This window comes from Bradyrhizobium sp. UNPA324 (assembly GCF_006658635.1).
GTDB lineage: Bacteria > Pseudomonadota > Alphaproteobacteria > Rhizobiales > Xanthobacteraceae > Bradyrhizobium > Bradyrhizobium nanningense.
The window spans coordinates 5033865-5049284 of the sequence record NZ_LFJD01000004.1; the positions used below are offsets into that span (position 1 = coordinate 5033865).

The 15420-nt window shown below is 63.8% G+C and carries 21 protein-coding genes; 13 read left to right on the top strand and 8 right to left on the bottom strand.

From position 1 onward, the window contains the following. Positions 1 to 50 precede the first annotated feature (50 nt). Both UNPA324_RS35980 and UNPA324_RS24125 read left to right on the top strand, forming a co-directional pair. Positions 51 to 182, top strand: a complete 132-nt coding sequence (locus UNPA324_RS35980; protein WP_283810264.1) for a hypothetical protein — start codon at positions 51 to 53, stop codon at positions 180 to 182. Positions 183 to 252: 70 nt separating this feature from the next. Beyond that, positions 253 to 474: a hypothetical protein gene (locus tag UNPA324_RS24125; RefSeq protein ID WP_128916742.1), complete on the top strand. Its 222-nt coding sequence runs from the start codon at positions 253 to 255 to the stop codon at positions 472 to 474. 256 nt (positions 475 to 730) lie between these two features. On the opposite strand, the gene UNPA324_RS24130 is transcribed toward UNPA324_RS24125, so the two are convergent. Further along, complete coding sequence (locus UNPA324_RS24130) at positions 731 to 979, bottom strand: hypothetical protein (RefSeq protein WP_141936277.1); 249 nt, start codon at positions 977 to 979, stop codon at positions 731 to 733. A 170-nt stretch (positions 980 to 1149) separates the two neighbouring features. Between UNPA324_RS24130 and UNPA324_RS35285 the strand changes: the two genes are divergently transcribed. After that, the gene (locus UNPA324_RS35285) at positions 1150 to 1308 is read left to right on the top strand and encodes a hypothetical protein (protein WP_164935902.1); all 159 of its coding nucleotides are present in this window, start codon (positions 1150 to 1152) and stop codon (positions 1306 to 1308) included. Further along, positions 1292 to 1486: a hypothetical protein gene (locus UNPA324_RS24135; RefSeq protein ID WP_128916743.1), complete on the top strand. Its 195-nt coding sequence runs from the start codon at positions 1292 to 1294 to the stop codon at positions 1484 to 1486. Before UNPA324_RS35285 ends, UNPA324_RS24135 begins: the two co-directional genes overlap by 17 nt. On the opposite strand, the gene UNPA324_RS24140 is transcribed toward UNPA324_RS24135, so the two are convergent. The 6 genes from UNPA324_RS24140 to UNPA324_RS24165 form a co-directional block, all read right to left on the bottom strand. Further along, a complete protein-coding gene (locus UNPA324_RS24140) occupies positions 1457 to 1939 on the bottom strand; it encodes a DUF3147 family protein (RefSeq protein ID WP_128916744.1) in 483 nt (160 codons plus the stop codon). The two genes, UNPA324_RS24135 and UNPA324_RS24140, sit on opposite strands and share 30 nt — an antisense overlap. Beyond that, the gene (locus UNPA324_RS24145; RefSeq protein WP_141936278.1) at positions 1939 to 2286 is read right to left on the bottom strand and encodes a DUF3147 family protein; all 348 of its coding nucleotides are present in this window, start codon (positions 2284 to 2286) and stop codon (positions 1939 to 1941) included. Before UNPA324_RS24145 ends, UNPA324_RS24140 begins: the two co-directional genes overlap by 1 nt. Beyond that, the gene (locus UNPA324_RS24150; protein ID WP_128916746.1) at positions 2283 to 2870 is read right to left on the bottom strand and encodes a phosphatase PAP2 family protein; all 588 of its coding nucleotides are present in this window, start codon (positions 2868 to 2870) and stop codon (positions 2283 to 2285) included. Before UNPA324_RS24150 ends, UNPA324_RS24145 begins: the two co-directional genes overlap by 4 nt. A gap of 148 nt (positions 2871 to 3018) precedes the next feature. Beyond that, the gene (locus UNPA324_RS24155; RefSeq protein ID WP_141936280.1) at positions 3019 to 3570 is read right to left on the bottom strand and encodes a DUF4142 domain-containing protein; all 552 of its coding nucleotides are present in this window, start codon (positions 3568 to 3570) and stop codon (positions 3019 to 3021) included. An 86-nt stretch (positions 3571 to 3656) separates the two neighbouring features. Beyond that, positions 3657 to 3884, bottom strand: a complete 228-nt coding sequence (locus UNPA324_RS24160; protein ID WP_128916748.1) for a hypothetical protein — start codon at positions 3882 to 3884, stop codon at positions 3657 to 3659. An 8-nt stretch (positions 3885 to 3892) separates the two neighbouring features. Continuing rightward, positions 3893 to 5680 carry a thiamine pyrophosphate-requiring protein gene (locus UNPA324_RS24165; RefSeq protein WP_141936282.1) on the bottom strand — a complete coding sequence of 596 codons (1788 nt, stop codon included), beginning with the start codon at positions 5678 to 5680 and terminating at the stop codon, positions 3893 to 3895. A gap of 138 nt (positions 5681 to 5818) precedes the next feature. On the opposite strand from UNPA324_RS24165, the gene UNPA324_RS24170 reads away from it, so the two are divergent. From UNPA324_RS24170 to UNPA324_RS24180, 4 genes are all read left to right on the top strand, one after another. Beyond that, positions 5819 to 6193: a PRC-barrel domain-containing protein gene (locus tag UNPA324_RS24170; protein WP_128916750.1), complete on the top strand. Its 375-nt coding sequence runs from the start codon at positions 5819 to 5821 to the stop codon at positions 6191 to 6193. 46 nt (positions 6194 to 6239) lie between these two features. Then, complete coding sequence (locus tag UNPA324_RS35290) at positions 6240 to 6398, top strand: hypothetical protein (protein ID WP_164935903.1); 159 nt, start codon at positions 6240 to 6242, stop codon at positions 6396 to 6398. A gap of 196 nt (positions 6399 to 6594) precedes the next feature. Further along, positions 6595 to 7746 (top strand): HlyD family secretion protein, encoded by a 1152-nt coding sequence (locus UNPA324_RS24175; protein ID WP_141936284.1) that lies wholly within the window; start codon positions 6595 to 6597, stop codon positions 7744 to 7746. Next, on the top strand, positions 7743 to 9362 hold the full coding sequence (locus UNPA324_RS24180; RefSeq protein ID WP_141936286.1) for a DHA2 family efflux MFS transporter permease subunit: 1620 nt from the start codon (positions 7743 to 7745) through the stop codon (positions 9360 to 9362). Before UNPA324_RS24175 ends, UNPA324_RS24180 begins: the two co-directional genes overlap by 4 nt. A gap of 194 nt (positions 9363 to 9556) precedes the next feature. Here the strand turns inward: UNPA324_RS24180 and UNPA324_RS24185 are convergent, their stop codons facing one another. Beyond that, positions 9557 to 10021, bottom strand: coding sequence for a winged helix-turn-helix transcriptional regulator (locus tag UNPA324_RS24185; RefSeq protein WP_141936288.1), 465 nt, complete (start codon positions 10019 to 10021; stop codon positions 9557 to 9559). Between the two features lie 160 nt (positions 10022 to 10181). Between UNPA324_RS24185 and UNPA324_RS24190 the strand changes: the two genes are divergently transcribed. From UNPA324_RS24190 to UNPA324_RS24210, 5 genes are all read left to right on the top strand, one after another. Continuing rightward, entirely contained in the window at positions 10182 to 10919 is a 738-nt protein-coding gene (locus UNPA324_RS24190) for an SDR family oxidoreductase (RefSeq protein WP_141936290.1), read from the top strand. A 63-nt stretch (positions 10920 to 10982) separates the two neighbouring features. Further along, on the top strand, positions 10983 to 11984 hold the full coding sequence (locus tag UNPA324_RS24195; RefSeq protein ID WP_141936292.1) for an NAD(P)H-dependent flavin oxidoreductase: 1002 nt from the start codon (positions 10983 to 10985) through the stop codon (positions 11982 to 11984). 109 nt (positions 11985 to 12093) lie between these two features. Next, a complete protein-coding gene (locus UNPA324_RS24200; protein WP_141936295.1) occupies positions 12094 to 12513 on the top strand; it encodes a hypothetical protein in 420 nt (139 codons plus the stop codon). Between the two features lie 249 nt (positions 12514 to 12762). Continuing rightward, positions 12763 to 14337: an alkaline phosphatase D family protein gene (locus UNPA324_RS24205; RefSeq protein ID WP_141936297.1), complete on the top strand. Its 1575-nt coding sequence runs from the start codon at positions 12763 to 12765 to the stop codon at positions 14335 to 14337. Between the two features lie 217 nt (positions 14338 to 14554). Then, positions 14555 to 15373 (top strand): aldo/keto reductase, encoded by an 819-nt coding sequence (locus tag UNPA324_RS24210; RefSeq protein ID WP_141938987.1) that lies wholly within the window; start codon positions 14555 to 14557, stop codon positions 15371 to 15373. The last annotated feature ends 47 nt before the right edge of the window (positions 15374 to 15420 follow it).

Below are 15420 nucleotides of genomic sequence, written 5' to 3' on the forward strand. Positions count from 1 at the left end.
TCGGGAAATCGTCAATCGCGTCGGTTTTCATTCCAGAAGGAGGTTTTGCGATGGCTCCACGTCTGGCTCTGCTTTCATTCGTTCTCGCCTTTGGCGTCTCGGTCGCATTTGCGACGGTGACGACGGTGCGTCAGGTGCATCTGGAGAATGCATCGGCCGCGGTCCACGCAACGCACAGCTAACACCGCGCCGGAACATTCGGCGCCACTATGCGTAAGCGCTTCGAGACATCAGAAGAGGCGAAGGCACATCATGGCCCATTCCGACCACGGCATCGTCAGGGACAAGCGGGCGGAGCAGCAGCCGCGCGACAAGCAGCGCGCGCAGTCCGTGCACAAGACTGATCCGCAAAAGCCGAATTCGAAGGGCTCGCCGTCGCGAGAGGCGACGCGCGATCCCAAGCTGAACGACAATAGCAAGACGCCGGGGTCCGGCATGACGCCGGACGATTCCGGCGACGCGCCGAGCGGCTAAAGCATGATCCGGAAAAGTGCGCAGCGGTTTTCCGAAAAGATCATGCTCAAACAATAACCCAAAGCGCGATGACGATTCCTCTAAACTCATCGCGCTTTAGACGAAACGGCAGGTTTCGCACGAGGAACGAATCCCCGCGCGTGGAGTCGACAGGTTGCTTCCGGTTGTCATGCCCCCGGTGCGCCGGAAGCAATCTCCAAGGACGGCCCCGGCACCCACCGTGCCGGGGCCGTTCGCTCGTGGAAGGCCTCCGGGCTCAGTCCTCGGTACCGCCCTCGGAATCTGCCTGAGTATGTCCCTGAGGTCCGCGGCCGAACACGCCGAAGCTGCTCGACTTCACACCGGCGGCTGCGTAGACGCCTGCGGCAGCCAGTCCGAACTTGAGGAGCTCGCGGACCGCCGCTGCTCTCGTCGGCATGCGATGTTTGAACCGGAAATTGTCAACGGCGGCCAACTCTTCCGGCGAGAGCATGACCTGGAGGCGGTCGGCGCGAAGCTCGTTCATGGTGATCACGCAAATTGAGTAGGTTGAGTAGTTTACTCAACGAGCCAATTTGGCGGTAGTTCCATAAGAGGCGAGGAAGCCCCCAAATGAGTATGAATATGCAATAAAATCAATGCGTTATTATGAACGACTTTCGCCTGAGCGCATTCTCCTGGAAAGGGAGAGAAGTCATGACCGACGAAGTCAGGTTGCCCCGTAAGCTTTCCGAAGAGCCCGAAGCTTCCAAGCCGGTGCGGCCAAGCCACCAGAAGGTCATGGAACAAGTCGAGCGCTGGGCCAACAGCCCGGAGCTGCAGCCACCGAGGACGGAAGATGCGAAGACGATCTGAGCCACATACGTTCGAACAGCGTCTCGAGGCGCAGAAGCTGCGGCTCGAGCACGAGCTCTCGGGTTTGCCGGACGGCCATCAGCGCAACGTCGTTCTTGCGCGCATCGATCAGCTTCAGACGGCTGCCGAGATGTATGGCTTTCTGATGCTACGGGAAGATGCCGCGGCCCTTCGCTGATCGCGCGATGCGCCCGGTCTGCAGCGTACGGGTGATGCGAAGCTTTCGTCTCAGCCACCACGCCAAGACCGACACGGCCGCCCACACCAGAATGGCGGCGACGAACGCGCCGATTGTGGTCGTCGGAACCACGACGTAAAAGACCATGGCGAATGCCGCAAGACCGATGCTTCCAAGGCCAGCGCCCGCAGCATCGAGCGCTGCGGCCTGCTGTCCGCGCCTGCTCCCACTGAGGCCGGCCTTTTCCTTGGCGCGGCGCTCATGACTTTCGATCAGCGTTGCGCTGGCGCAGAAGATGGCAGGGAGCGCGAGGAAGAGCCCGCCGACGGAGACGCCGAAACGTGAACTCAAGATCCCCGTGAGGACCGTTGCCAGCCCGCCGAGCACAAAGCGAACGCCATACTCGTACCATCGGGTCTGTTTGAGCGCCGACGAAGACAGCTTGATCGGCATCAGGCCGCGCCTCCGAAACCCGCGAGCAGGCCGAAGGCGACGACGAGCCATACGGCAAAAGCGGCGATGGTGGCTGGTAGCGCGCTGAGATGAAATCTCATCAGGAGCTGGCAGACGGCGACGCTGTAGCAGGCGAGCGCAATGGCACCATAGATCATCGTCCAGCTTTCGGCGACGGCATATTTTGGGCCGTGCTGGACGACGGCAATGCTGAGAGTGGCCAGCGCGACCGACGGCGCCGCGCCGAGCAGCCCGGCAAAACTCTTCGGTTTGAGCATGTCTCCCAGGATCGCGAAGGCGGAGACGATGACCCCGCCCGCGATGAAGCGCAGGAGATATTCCGTCATGACCGCACCCGCGAGGCAGCAGGCCGCTGCTGCCGTAGCTTTGCGAGCGTGAACGGCCTCAACAGTCGCTCGATGACGATGCCGAGGGTGAAGCCCGCCACCACGTCGCTGGCCCAGTGGGCAAGCACGACGACGCGCGTCAATGACAGAGCCACGGCGAGCGAGCGCACCAGCCGGCGTGGGACGGGGTTCAGCAGCCCGGCCGCCGAGGCCAGCGCGCCCATGTGCAAGGCATGGCCGGAAGGGAACGCATCGCGGGACCGCCCCGAAATGGGAACGCCGTGTGCATGACCGCGCACCGTCAGTCGGTCGGGCCTTGTCTGGTCAAACAGGGACTTCAGCAGGTGCGGCAGCACCGCAGTCGCCAAGGAGACCGCCAACACGTGATTTGCTGCTGGGCGCGCTTCGGGTCGCCGGATCTGGGCATAAAGCCATCCAGCCGCAGCGAGCGCGAGCAGCACGTGCTCGTCCGCAGCCCAAGTCAAAGTCTGGGCGGCTTGCTCGATGCCTGAATTGGTGTCGTGCGCGATTTCGCTTGCGAGCGCCTGATCGATCCGAGTGGGTTTTACTTTCACGAGTGCCATCGGTCTGGCGAGATATCTTTCGTGGCTGTCTTGTAAATTCTGTATGACAATGAATGTTCCGGTGACGTGCCGCCTCGCATATCTCCCGTTGGTCGGCGTCGTTGCGGGACGAGGAGGACGCCGAGCGGCGGCCTCCTCAGCGACCCCGTTATTTGGACTGGCCGACGCTCGGCGCCTTGCCGAGCTCCTTGGCCATGTCGAGATGGTGCTTGAGCGCCGGCAGAGTCTTGCCGGCCCAATCCTTCAGCGCGGAATTGTCGCCACCCTTGGCGTAGCGTTCGAACAGCGACACGGCATCCTCATGGGCGCTGACCTGATAGGAATTGTAGTCCGAGCTGAAGTCCTTGCCCGTGGCGCTCTTGAGCTTGTCGAGCTTGCTCTGGTGCGAGCTGTCGAGCGCCGTCGGAAGCGTCGCATCAACCTTCTTGTCGCCGACCAGGCCTTTGAGTTCGGTGCTGGTCTTGGTGTGGTCGGTCACCATCTGCTGCGCGAAGCTCTTCTCCTGCGCGTTACCCTTCTGCTCGGCGAGCTTGCTCGACTCGATCTCGAACATGTCGCTGATCGCGACCTCCTTGACGAAGTCGGCGGTCGCAGGCGCGACGCCGAGCGCCGAATTGACGCCGGTCTTCTCGCCCAGCGACTGGGCGAGTGCGGGGCCTGCGAAGAGCACGCAAGCAAGGGCGATGACGGCACGTTTCATGTCTAGTCCCTCCAATTGGACGCGCGGCCGCTTGCCGCGCCATGTTGCGCCGATCAACACGCCGCAGGGGCCGTGGTTCCTAACGACTAATCCGCGGGATTTCGTCCGGTGCGCGGATTGATCGGGTCGGTCGGTTTGCGTCGAAGCCGCTCGGGCAGGAACGGCTCGGCGGGGGCGGCCGTGGCGTCGGCACGCACGTCGGCATGGCGCTGCGCGCGCTCGTGCGGCGTCCTGTTGTCGTTGAAGTGGTACTTCACGTCGACGCCATCGACGGGATCGTTGACGCCGTGCTGGATATCGCGGAAATCGCTCATGGTTCACCTCATTCCTTTCCGGGCAGGATCGTTTCGAGCACCTGCCGCGCTGCTCCCCTGATCATCCCGCCTTCGTCCGGATCGCCCTTCATCAGCGCGAGGGAGAAGTTCTTGGCCTGTTGCAGCGTGATATGCGGCGGCAGCGGCGGCACTTCGGGATCGGTCTTCACCTCCAGCACGACCGGCATCTCGTATCCCAACGCCTGCTCCCAGGCCGAGCCGAGCAGCTCTGAGCTATCGACGAAGATGCCGCGCAGGCCGATGAGCTCGGCGAAGCGGGAGTAGGAGACGTCGGGAATGCGCTGCGAGGCCTCGAATTTCGGATCGCCGTTGATGATGCGCTGCTCCCAGGTCACCTGGTTGAGGTCCTCGTTGTTGAAAACGCAGACGACGAAGCGCGGATCCTTCCAGTTGCGCCAGTACTTCGCGGCAGTGATCAATTCGGCCATGTTGTTCATCTGCATCGCGCCGTCGCCGACGAGGGCGATCACTGGCCGATCCGGATGGGCGTACTTCGCGGCGAGCGCATAGGGTACGGCGGCACCCATCGAGGCGAGGCCGCCGGAGAGCGAGGCCGTCATGCCGCGTCGCATCTTCAGATCGCGCGCGAACCAGTTGGCGCAAGAGCCGGAATCGCTGGTGACGATCGCGCGGTCGGGCAGGCGCGGGGACAATTCCCAGGCGACGAGTTGTGGATTGACCGGCGCCGCCGGCTGATGTGCCTGGCCGTCCAGCGTCTTCCACCATTTTGCGACGTCATCTTCGATCCGCTGACGCCAGGCGCCGTCACTCTTGGGTTTCAGTCGCGGCAACAATGCGCGCAGTGTCTCGGCGGCATCGCCGACGAGGCCGACCTCCATGGGAAAGCGGATCGAGAGCATGCTGGCGTCGATGTCGATCTGCACGCCGCGCACGGCGCTCTCCTTGGGCAGGAATTCGGCATAGGGAAAGGCGGAGCCGACCATCAGCAGCGTGTCGCATTCCATCATCATGTTGTAGCTGGGCTCGGTGCCGAGCAGGCCGATCGAGCCGGTGACCCATGGCAGGTCGTCGGGCAGCGCGGCCTTGCCGAGTAGCGCCTTGGCGCAGCCGGCCGACAGCCGGTCGGCGACGGCGATCACCTCGTCGGTGGCGCCAAGCGCGCCGGCGCCGACCAGCATCGCAACCTTCTTGCCGGCATTGAGGACCTCCGCGGCGCGATCGAGATCGGCCTCGTGCGGCGTAATGCTGGGTGCGCTGTAGCCGATGCCGGAATGCAGGGTGCCGTGTGCGTGGGGCGGGCTTTCGTAAGGCTCCTCCTGCAGGTCGTTGGGCAGGATGATGACGGTGGGGGTTCGCCGCGCCAGCGCGATCCGAACCGCGCGATCGATCACGTGCCGCACTTGTGCGGGCGAAGATGCCTGCATGACGTAGGCTCCGGCGACGTCCTTGAACATCGAGAGAAGGTCGAGCTCCTGCTGGTAGTGCCCGCCGAGGGCGTTGCGTGCCTGCTGACCGACAATCGCCAGCACCGGCTGGTGATCGAGCAGCGCATCGTAGAGCCCGGTGATGAGATGCGAGGCGCCGGGTCCGGAGGTCGCGATACAAACGCCGAGCCGACCGGAGAACTTTGCGTAAGCACTCGCCATGAATGCCGCCATCTCCTCGTGCCGCGCCTGCACGAAGCCGATCTTGCCTTCGGCCCGGTTCATCGCGCCGAATACCCCGTTAATGCCGTCGCCGGGATAGCCAAAGATGTGGCGCACGCCCCATTGATGCAGACGCTGGACGATGAAGTCGGAGACGGTCTGGGACATCGCGCGGTCCTTGGTTGTGCATGAAGCTCAGAGAACGGCTCCTTCCCTGCGATGTTCCTGGCTCGCCGCTGGAACATCGGTGCCGGAACGATCGCTGGTTGATCCGGTTGATTCACATTGGCTGAGTGGAGGATCGAGATGCTGAATCAAGGCGAGCTGGGCCGCAGCGAGATGGGGCGGCTGATCGGCAGCGATAAGGTCGAGGGAACGTCGGTCTACGGCGCCGATCGCAATCGGATCGGTTCGATCGAACGCGTGATGATCGACAAGGTCAGCGGCAAGGTGTCGTACGCCGTGCTCGGATTCGGAGGGTTCCTTGGCCTCGGCAACGACCACTATCCGTTGCCCTGGCAATCGCTGAAATACGACACGGAGCTCGGCGGGTACGTCACCGGCATTACCACCAAGGAGCTGGAAGGGGCGCCGAAATACGGCGAACGAAGCGATTGGAACTGGGGTGACGATGCCGCGGTGCGCGGCATCAACGCCTATTACGGCGTTCCCCTCGCTTGAGGTTTCAGGGAACGCTTCGCTTGAGGTTTCAGGGAAAGATAGATCGATGAGCAAAGAACGGCCCAATGACGATCCCCGGCAACAGAACGACTGGGGTTCGCACAGACAGACGGACAAGCCCTGGAAGGGCAATCCCGAGAAAGAGCAGGGATCGGGCGAGGTGAAGCCCGATCTCGAGAAGTGGCACGAGACCAAGACGCACTGACGAAGCTGTTCTCGTCCTGCAGCTTTAAAGCGAGCGCGGCATGAACGATGCCGCGCTTTTTGAGCGGTGCGATCACGAATGATCGCGCTGGTCTTGCAGCGCGGAACCATGCTTCCGCGCGGTCGTTGGGCTCCCGGCGTGCGGGTCCGGCTCAAGCCGCTGATCGCCGGTTCAAATCCCGAGAGAGGTATCGGCCGTGGATGCTCAGACACGGGAGCGTGGACCGTCCGCGGAGCAGCCGCTGCGGACGAAGGAAGCTCCAACGACCGGCCCAGGTCCGGCGCAGGACGCCCAGGAGAAGTCGGCGAAAACGCCTTCGCTGCGTGACCGGCTTCGCGAGCATTGGCTGATCGCAGCTCTCGGCACCATCGTGCTGATCGCCGCGCTCGTCGGCGGTCTGCGCTACTGGCTCGAGGTACGCCATTACGAATCCACTGACGATGCATTCGTCGCGGCGCGCAGCTTTTCGGTGGCCTCGAAGGTCGGCGGCTATGTGACCGACATCCCGGTTACGGACAATCAGCACGTCAGCGCCGGCGATCTTCTCGCCAAGATCGACGAGCGCGACTATCGCATCGCCGTCGATCAGGCCAATGCGCAGGTTGCCAATGCCAAGGCGAACAACGCCAATGTCGAGGCGCAGATCGATTCGCAGCAGGAGCAGATCAAGCAGGCTCAGGCCCAGCTCGAACAGGCCGAGGCCCAGCTTCAATTCTCGCAGGAGGAATTCGCGCGCGCCCAGGATCTGGTCGAGAAAGGCGCCGGCACCGTGCAGCGCCAGCAGCAGACCCGCTCGGATCTCCAGGCGCAGCAAGCCAACACCGAACGCGCCAAGACGGCCGTGACTTCGGCGCAACTCGGTATCAAGACGCTGCAGGCCCAGCTCGAAGGCGCCAAGGCGCAGCTCGCGCAGTCGCAGGCGCAGCTCGATCAGGCCAGGCTGAACCTGCAGTACACCAGCGTCGTCGCGGCCCAGTCCGGCCGCGTCGTCAAGCTCTCGGGCGCCAAGGGCACGTACGTCACGGCGGGACAGAGCCTCATGATGTTCGTCCCCGATGAGGTCTGGATCGTCGCGAACTACAAGGAGACGCAGCTGAACGACATGCGACCGGGCCAACCGGTCGAGATTCGCATCGATGCCTATCCCGGTCGCAAGCTCACCGGCCATGTCGATTCGGTGCAGCCGGGCTCCGGCACCGCCTTCAGTCTGCTGCCGGCTGAGAACGCGACCGGCAATTACGTCAAGGTCGTGCAACGCGTGCCGGTGAAGATCGTGGTCGACAGCTGGCAGGCCGATCTGCCGGTCGGTCCCGGCATGTCGGTCGTGCCCTGGACCAGGGTGAGATGACCGACGTTGTGCAAGGCGGCGCGTCAGCGGGCGGCTGGTCGCCGGAGCGTTCGGCGGCCGGCGGGCACAATCCCTATTTGATCGCCTTCGTGGTCTCGATCGCGACCTTCATGGAGGTGCTCGACACCACCATCGCCAACGTCGCGCTGCGCCACATCGCCGGCGGGCTCGCGGTCGGCATCGACGAGAGCACCTACGTCATCACCAGTTATCTGGTCGCCAACGCGATCGTGCTGTCGATCTCGGGCTGGTTGTCGACGGTGATCGGCCGCAAGCGCTTCTACATGATGTGCGTTGCGACGTTCTCAATCGCCTCGCTGCTGTGCGGATTCGCCTGGAATTTGCAGTCGCTGGTGCTGTTTCGCATTCTTCAGGGCCTCGGCGGTGGCGGCATGGCCACCAGCGAGCAGGCGATCCTCGCCGACTCCTTCCCGCCGCACAAGCGTGGCCAGGCTTTCGCGATCTACGGCGTGGCCGTCGTGGTCGCGCCGGTGATCGGTCCAACGCTGGGCGGCTGGATCACCGACACCTACAGCTGGCACTGGGTGTTCCTGATCAACGTGCCGATGGGGCTGCTCTCGCTCCTCCTGGTCGGCACGCTGGTCAAGGAGCCCTCAGGCGCGGAGGCGGAGAGGGAGCAGCTGCTGAGCAGGGGCCTGCGGGTCGACTATGTCGGCTTCGCCCTTGTCGCCCTCGGACTCGGTTCGCTCGAATTCGTGCTCGATGAAGGCCAGCGCAACGACTGGTTCGGATCGAACATGATCATCGTCTTCGCGCTGCTGGCCGCGGTCTCGCTGCTGGCGCTGATCCCGTGGGAGCTGACGCGGGAGGATCCGATCGTCGATCTTCGCCTGCTCGGCCGACGCCAGTTCGCCGCCTGCTTCCTCGTCATGCTCGGCACCGGCGCGGTGCTGATCTCGACCACCCAGCTGCTGCCGCAATTGCTCCAGACCGAGCTGAACTACACGGCGATGCTGGCGGGCCTCGCGCTGTCGCCTGGCGGCATCGCGACCCTGGTGTTGATGCCGGTGGTCGGCCGTTTGGTTGGTACAGTTCAGCCGAAATACCTGATCATGTTCGGCGCTGCCATCGTCGCGTTCTCGATGTGGCATCTCACAGGGCTCACCGGCGACATCACCTACGGCTACGCTGCGTTGTCGCGTATCTTCCTTGCGGTCGGTCTGCCCTTCCTGTTCCTGCCGGTGACGACAGCCTCATATGATGGCGTTCCGCCGGACAAGACCAATCAGGCCTCGGCCCTGATCAATGTCGCCCGCAACATCGGGGGATCCATGGGCGTCGCGCTGGCGCAGACGATCCTGGCGCAGCGCCAGCAATTCCACCAGAGCCGCCTGGTCGAGCACGCCGCGCCGTCAGATCTCGGCTACCAGCAGACCATCGACGCGATGACGCGCTACTTCCAGGCGCAAGGCTCCAATGCGAGCGATGCGGCCTCACAAGCGCTCGCCTGGGTCGGCCGCACCTTGCAGCAGCAAGTGGATCTGCTCGCCTATGTCGACGTGTTCTGGACGCTTGCGATCATCGCGGTGCTGATGATCCCCACGGCGGCGGTGCTGCGGCCGATCAAGCTGGGTGCGCCGGCGCGGGGGCATTGAGGGATTCGGGGTCCTGATCTTACCGCACCCAACGCTCTATCCCGTCACACTGAGGTGGCCGCTTCTTCAGCGGCCCTCGAAGGGCGACGGCCCTGTCATAGCTTGGCCGTACATTCCTCGAGGCTCCCCATGGGACGCGTTGCGTCCCATGCCTCGCACCTCAGGATGACGGGGCTGCAGCTCAAACCTGGCACTCACCCCACCGCCTGCTTTTGCCCTGGCCCCGCATGCACGTGCACTTGCTTGGCATGCAGCACCTCGCCGCATTCCGAGCACACCATGACCGGATCGAACAGCTTGCCGCAGGTCTTGTGCTGATGCAGCAGCGGGCGGCCGCGCTCGTCGCCCATATGGGTGTCGCCCCAATGCACCATCGCCATGATGATCGGGTAGAGGTCGAGGCCCTTTTGCGTGAGGATGTATTCGTAGCGCTTCGGCGCGTCGGAATAGGGAACGCGACGCAGGATGCCGCACCGGACCAGCTTCTTCAGCCGCTCCGAGAGCAGATGGCGCGTGATCTGGAGCGAAGACTGGAACGCCTCGAACCGGCGCACCCGCAGAAAACATTCGCGCAGGATCAGCAGCGTCCAGCGATCGCCGACCACGGCTACTGTGCGGGAGAGCGAGCAGGTCTCCTCGTCCAACATGTCCCACTTCATGATCCCGACTCCGCCGTCATAAGTTTGAAAAAGGAACTGATGTGAAATATCAGATCAATTTCGAAATAAGGCTATCACTAAAGCTCATAATTTGACAGTTCTATTTTAGAACGATAGCCTCTTGCCAATCACACCACCACGCTCACCGGAGGAGGCGACCTTGCCCAAGCGAAACGCGACAGCCGCCGTGATCGGGGCCGGCGATTTCATCGGCTCCGAGATCGCCAAGAAATTCGCGGCGGAGGGGTTCACGGTTTTCGCTGGCCGCCGCAACGGCGACAAGCTGGCGCCGCTGGTGAGCGACATCGAGGCCGCCGGTGGCGAGATCCACGCCCGCTCGCTTGACGCGCGGAAGGAGGATGAGGTCATCTCCTTCCTCAACGACGCCGACAAGCACGCACCGCTCGAAGTCTGCATCTTCAACGTCGGCGCCAACGTCAATTTCCCGATCCTCGACACCACCGAGCGCGTGTTCCGGAAAGTGTGGGAGATGGCCTGCTATTCTGGCTTCCTCGCAGGGCGCGAGGCGGCGCGGCTGATGCTGCCGCGCGGTGGCGGCCACATCTTCTTCACGGGCGCCACCGCCTCGTTGCGCGGTGGCAGCGGATTTGCGGCCTTTGCCAGTGCCAAATTCGGCCTGCGTGCGGTGGCGCAGGCGATGGCGCGCGAGCTCGGGCCGGAGAACATCCATGTCGCCCATCTCATCATCGATTCCGGCGTCGACACCGAATGGGTGCGGCAGCGTCGGCTGGAGGCGCTCGGTCCGAACGCGCTCGATAATCCCGATCTGTTGATGCCGCCGTCGTCGGTCGCGGACGCCTATTGGCAGCTGTATCAGCAGCCGAAGAGCGCCTGGACCTTCGAAATGGAGATCCGTCCGTTTGGAGAGAAATGGTGACCGCGGCGCAAAAGTCCGGCTAGACTGAATCCAACCTAAGCAAATTCCGGGAGGAGAACTTACGTGAAGACCGCGATCACCGAACTGTTCGGCATCGAGCATCCCATCATCCAGGGCGGCATGCATTTCGTCGGCTTTGCGGAGCTTGCCGCCGCCGTCTCCAATGCCGGTGGGCTCGGCATCATCACCGGTCTCACCCAGAAGACGCCGGAATTGCTCGCGAAGGAGATCGCGCGCTGCCGCGACATGACCGACAAGCCGTTCGGCGTGAACCTCACGTTCCTGCCGACCTTCTCGGCGCCGCCTTATCCGGAATACATCGCCGCCATCGTCGAGGGCGGCATCAAGGCGGTGGAGACCGCGGGCCGCAGTCCCGAACCGTACATGCCGGCGCTGAAGGCGGCCGGCATCAAGGTCATCCACAAGTGCACCTCGGTCCGCCACTCGCTGAAGGCCGAGCGCATCGGCTGCGACGCCGTCAGTGTCGACGGCTTCGAGTGCGGCGGTCATCCCGGCGAGGACGACATTCCGAACATGATCCTGCTGCCGCGTGCGGCGGAGGAATTGAAGATCCCGTTCGTCGCCTCCGGCGGCATGGCTGACGGACGCAGCCTCGTTGCTGCGCTGTCGCTGGGCGCGGCCGGCATGAACATGGGCACGCGCTTCATCGCCACCAAGGAGGCGCCGGTGCATCAGAACGTGAAGAACGCGCTGGTCGCGGCAACCGAGCTCGACACCCGCCTGATCATGCGCAGCTTGCGCAACACCGAGCGCGTGCTGAGAAATGCCAATGTCGATCGCCTCATCGAGATCGAGCGCGAGAAGGGCGAGAAGCTGAAGATCGACGACATCCACGACCAGGTTGCGGGCGTCTACCCCAAGATCATGCTGGAAGGCCAGATGGACGCCGGCGCCTGGAGCTGCGGCATGGTCGCAGGCTTGATCCACGACATCCCCTCCTGCAAGGAACTCGTCGACCGAGTCATGGCTGAGGCGGAACAGATCATCCGCAGCCGTCTGATGGGTTTCCTGGATGGGACGGGGGCGACGCGAAAGGTCGCCTGACACCGCCAAACTTCTTAACCACGGCGGCACTTGGCCGCTGGAATTGCGCGCGACGCCTCCTAAATAGGGGTAAATTACCCCTTTCATCATGGAATTTCAGGAGGCGTCCGTGGTCCTGAAAAGCGGTTCTTTTGCAATTGCCGTTGCCCTCGTTATCGCATGGGGCGGCATGGCGCGCGCCGACGACTACAAGCCAGACGAATATCTCGGTCTCGATCTCTCCAAGGCTGTGCTGTCTCCAAAACGTCTCGGGCCCGAGACGCAGTTCGCACCGGTCGCACTCGAAGCGCGCGGCGGCAACGAGGCGCAAGCGCGCGCGGAGCCCGTCGATGTGCCGAAGAAGGTCGCCGCCGAACGCGTCCGCGTGGCCGAGCCGAAGGTCGCGCATGCGAGGCCCGCGCAGCCGCGCGGCGCAGCCCGCGCGAAGCTAGCGCACCGCCACGGCAACCCGCTCGACGCACAAGCGATGGACACCCGCATCCAGACCTGGCCCTGCCGCACCGGCGGCATCTGCAACTGGAAGCGCTGAGGCGTGATGGGATCAGACTTGATTGCTCCAAGGCAGGTGCGCTCCCTCTCCCGCTTGCGGGAGAGGTGAACGACCGCGGCAGTCGATTTGACCTAAACCCATTCCGCGCTAGGCAGCGACGCTGCGGCCGCTTCACCTCGCCCGTCATCCTCGCGTCGCAAAACCGTCGGCGGGGAGTGTCAAGAAAACGTAAGCTGGAAGTCAAGGAGCGCAGGCACCTTCCGTCGCGATTCGACGAAGGTTTCCTGAATGGCAACGCTCCGCGCTTCGCGCGCATGGACCCGGCGGCAATTCCTGGTCCGCTCGACTTCAAGCCTGGCGGTTGCCTCGCTCGGCGCGCTCGCGACACCGTACCTCAGCCGCGCCGCCGATCGTCCGCGGATCGCCGGCGGCATGCAGTCCGGCGACGTCTGTGATGGCTCTGCCGTGATCTGGGCGCGCGCGGACCGTCCCGCCCGAATGCACGTGGAGTGCTCGACCGTCGAGAGCTTCAAGTCCATCATCGCGTCGTCCTCGCGCAACGCGCTGCCGGACGCGGATTTCACCGCAAAGCTGCAGCTCGACGACCTGCCGTCCGGGCAGGACATCTTCTATCGCGTCCGCTTCGACGACATCGCAACCGGCCTTCGCGGCGAAAGCCGCCTCGGCCATTTCCGCACTGCGCCGGCAGCCAGCCAGTCGATCTCGTTCGTGTGGTCCGGCGACGTCGGAGGGCAGGGCTGGGGCATCGACGTCGCGCGCGGCGGCTATCGCAGCTATCGTACCATGCTCGACAACCGCCCCGATTTCTTCATCCATTCCGGCGATCACATCTACGCCGACTGCACGATTCCGGCCGAGCAGAAGCTGCCGAACGGCGAGACCTGGCGCAACCTCGTGGTGGAGGAGAAGTCCGAAGTCGCGCATACGCTGGCGCAGTTCCGCGGCAATTACAAATACAACCATCTCGACGAGAATTTTCGCGCCTTCCACGCGGAGGTGCCGATGTTCGCACAATGGGACGACCACGAAGTCACCAACGACTGGTCGCCGACCGGCAGCTATGATGACGCTGGCTTCGAGGATGACGGTACCCCGCGCCTGGTCGCGCGCGCCCGCCGTGCCTTCTTCGACTTCATGCCGATCCGCAATATCGGCGCGCAGCAGCGCCGGGTTTATCGGAAGATCGGCTATGGCCCGCTGCTCGACATCTTCATGATCGACATGCGCAGCTATCGCGACGATAACTGGAACAAGGGCAGCGACCATCGCGGCTGGATCCTTGGTGCCGAACAGCTCGCCTGGCTGAAGCGCGAGTTCGCCGCCTCGCGCGCGACCTGGAAGGTGATCGCGGCCGACTTGCCGATCGGTCTGATCAGCCTGGACGCCGTCGCGCTCGGCGACGGGCCGCCCGACCGGCGCGAACACGAGATCGCCGATCTTCTCTGCTTCATCAAGCGCGCCGGTGTGCGCAACATCGTCTGGCTCACCGCCGACATGCACTACACGGCCGGGCATTATTACGATCCGAACAAGGCGCAATTTAGGGATTTCGAGCCGTTCTGGGAGTTCGTCTCCGGACCGCTGCATGCCGGGACCTGGGGCCCGGCCGAGCTCGATAACACCTTTGGGCCGGTCGTGATGTACCAGAACGGCTGTAGCGCAGCGCAGGGCGATAATCTGGCGCCCTGTTTCGGCCTGCAATTCTTTGGCCGCGTCGACATCGACGGCGGGAGCTGTGTGATGACCGTGACCTTGAAGGACGTGGACAATCGCAGCCTCTGGTCGGTCGACATCGCGCCGGAGTCGCAGGCGCGTCCGGCAGTGGTCGCGCAGCATTCGTGAGGGGGCACGATGCGCTCCGGCGGTGAGGCGTGGATGGCCGTGACAAGCCAGGCCATAACGATGGAGAGGCACCGCATCTAACCCGATCTTGATTGGCCGCGCTGCGTCTCCCGGGCTATACTGTCCGCCCCGCCATCTCTTTTCCATCACCGAAAGGTCTGCTGACGCGGCAACGCCGCGCGAATCCGGTGGGATGAACGACGTCAGGAGCCTGTTCATGGACAATCTGAAGACACAAGGCATCAGCATGCCCAAGCTCGGCCTCGGCACCTTTCGCATGCAAGGCGATGTCTGCCGCGCCGCGGTCGAGACCGCGCTGTCGATCGGCTATCGCCACATCGACACCGCCGAGATGTATGCCAATGAGGAGCCGATCGGATCAGCCATCGCCGCGTCCCGCCTGCCGCGCGGCGAGCTTCACGTCACGACAAAGGTCTGGCACGAGAACCTCAGCCCCGACGCGATCCGTCGCGCTTTCGATGCCAGCCTGAACAAGCTTCGGCTTGACCATGTCGATCTCTATCTCGTGCACTGGCCCTCCAGGGCTGCGGACTGGGGCGCGGTGTTCGAGACCTTGATGACGCTCAAGGAGGAGGGGAGCATGCGCGCCATTGGCGTCGCCAATTTCACCACGGCGCTGCTCAAGATCGCGGTCGAGGATTTCGGGGCGCCGATCGCCTGCAACCAGGTCGAATATCACGCGATGCTCGATCAATCGAAGGTGCTGGCCTATCTCGCGGCGAAATCGATTCCGCTCGTCGCTTATTGTCCGCTGGCGCAGGGGCGCATTGCCTCGGATCCGGTGCTGGCCGAGATCGGCGCCAGGCACAACGCGACCGCCGCGCAAGTCGCGCTGAAATGGCTGCTCGACCAGGACGGTGTCGCCGCGATCCCCAAGGCCTCGCGCCGCGAGAGCCAGCAGGCCAACCTCGATGCGCTGAAGATCACGCTGGACGATGCCGATCGCCGCAAGATCGCCGCGCTGCCGAAGGATCGCCGCTGCGTCAATCCGAGCTTTGCGCCGGCGTGGGACTAGTCCGAAGGGCTTTCAATACGCAAAGAAATGACCCCGCGAGGGGCCAT

Excerpts from the sequence above, each read along its gene's own strand:
- UNPA324_RS35980 (WP_283810264.1), top strand. The coding sequence starts at position 51 with ATGGCTCCACGTCTGGCTCTGCTTTCATTCGTTCTCGCCTTTGGCGTC.
- UNPA324_RS24125 (WP_128916742.1), top strand. The coding sequence starts at position 253 with ATGGCCCATTCCGACCACGGCATCGTCAGGGACAAGCGGGCGGAGCAG.
- UNPA324_RS24130 (WP_141936277.1), bottom strand. The coding sequence starts at position 979 with ATGAACGAGCTTCGCGCCGACCGCCTCCAGGTCATGCTCTCGCCGGAA.
- UNPA324_RS35285 (WP_164935902.1), top strand. The coding sequence starts at position 1,150 with ATGACCGACGAAGTCAGGTTGCCCCGTAAGCTTTCCGAAGAGCCCGAA.
- UNPA324_RS24135 (WP_128916743.1), top strand. The coding sequence starts at position 1,292 with ATGCGAAGACGATCTGAGCCACATACGTTCGAACAGCGTCTCGAGGCG.
- UNPA324_RS24140 (WP_128916744.1), bottom strand. The coding sequence starts at position 1,939 with ATGCCGATCAAGCTGTCTTCGTCGGCGCTCAAACAGACCCGATGGTAC.
- UNPA324_RS24145 (WP_141936278.1), bottom strand. The coding sequence starts at position 2,286 with ATGACGGAATATCTCCTGCGCTTCATCGCGGGCGGGGTCATCGTCTCC.
- UNPA324_RS24150 (WP_128916746.1), bottom strand. The coding sequence starts at position 2,870 with ATGGCACTCGTGAAAGTAAAACCCACTCGGATCGATCAGGCGCTCGCA.
- UNPA324_RS24155 (WP_141936280.1), bottom strand. The coding sequence starts at position 3,570 with ATGAAACGTGCCGTCATCGCCCTTGCTTGCGTGCTCTTCGCAGGCCCC.
- UNPA324_RS24160 (WP_128916748.1), bottom strand. The coding sequence starts at position 3,884 with ATGAGCGATTTCCGCGATATCCAGCACGGCGTCAACGATCCCGTCGAT.
- UNPA324_RS24165 (WP_141936282.1), bottom strand. The coding sequence starts at position 5,680 with ATGTCCCAGACCGTCTCCGACTTCATCGTCCAGCGTCTGCATCAATGG.
- UNPA324_RS24170 (WP_128916750.1), top strand. The coding sequence starts at position 5,819 with ATGCTGAATCAAGGCGAGCTGGGCCGCAGCGAGATGGGGCGGCTGATC.
- UNPA324_RS35290 (WP_164935903.1), top strand. The coding sequence starts at position 6,240 with ATGAGCAAAGAACGGCCCAATGACGATCCCCGGCAACAGAACGACTGG.
- UNPA324_RS24180 (WP_141936286.1), top strand. The coding sequence starts at position 7,743 with ATGACCGACGTTGTGCAAGGCGGCGCGTCAGCGGGCGGCTGGTCGCCG.
- UNPA324_RS24185 (WP_141936288.1), bottom strand. The coding sequence starts at position 10,021 with ATGAAGTGGGACATGTTGGACGAGGAGACCTGCTCGCTCTCCCGCACA.
- UNPA324_RS24205 (WP_141936297.1), top strand. The coding sequence starts at position 12,763 with ATGGCAACGCTCCGCGCTTCGCGCGCATGGACCCGGCGGCAATTCCTG.
- UNPA324_RS24210 (WP_141938987.1), top strand. The coding sequence starts at position 14,555 with ATGGACAATCTGAAGACACAAGGCATCAGCATGCCCAAGCTCGGCCTC.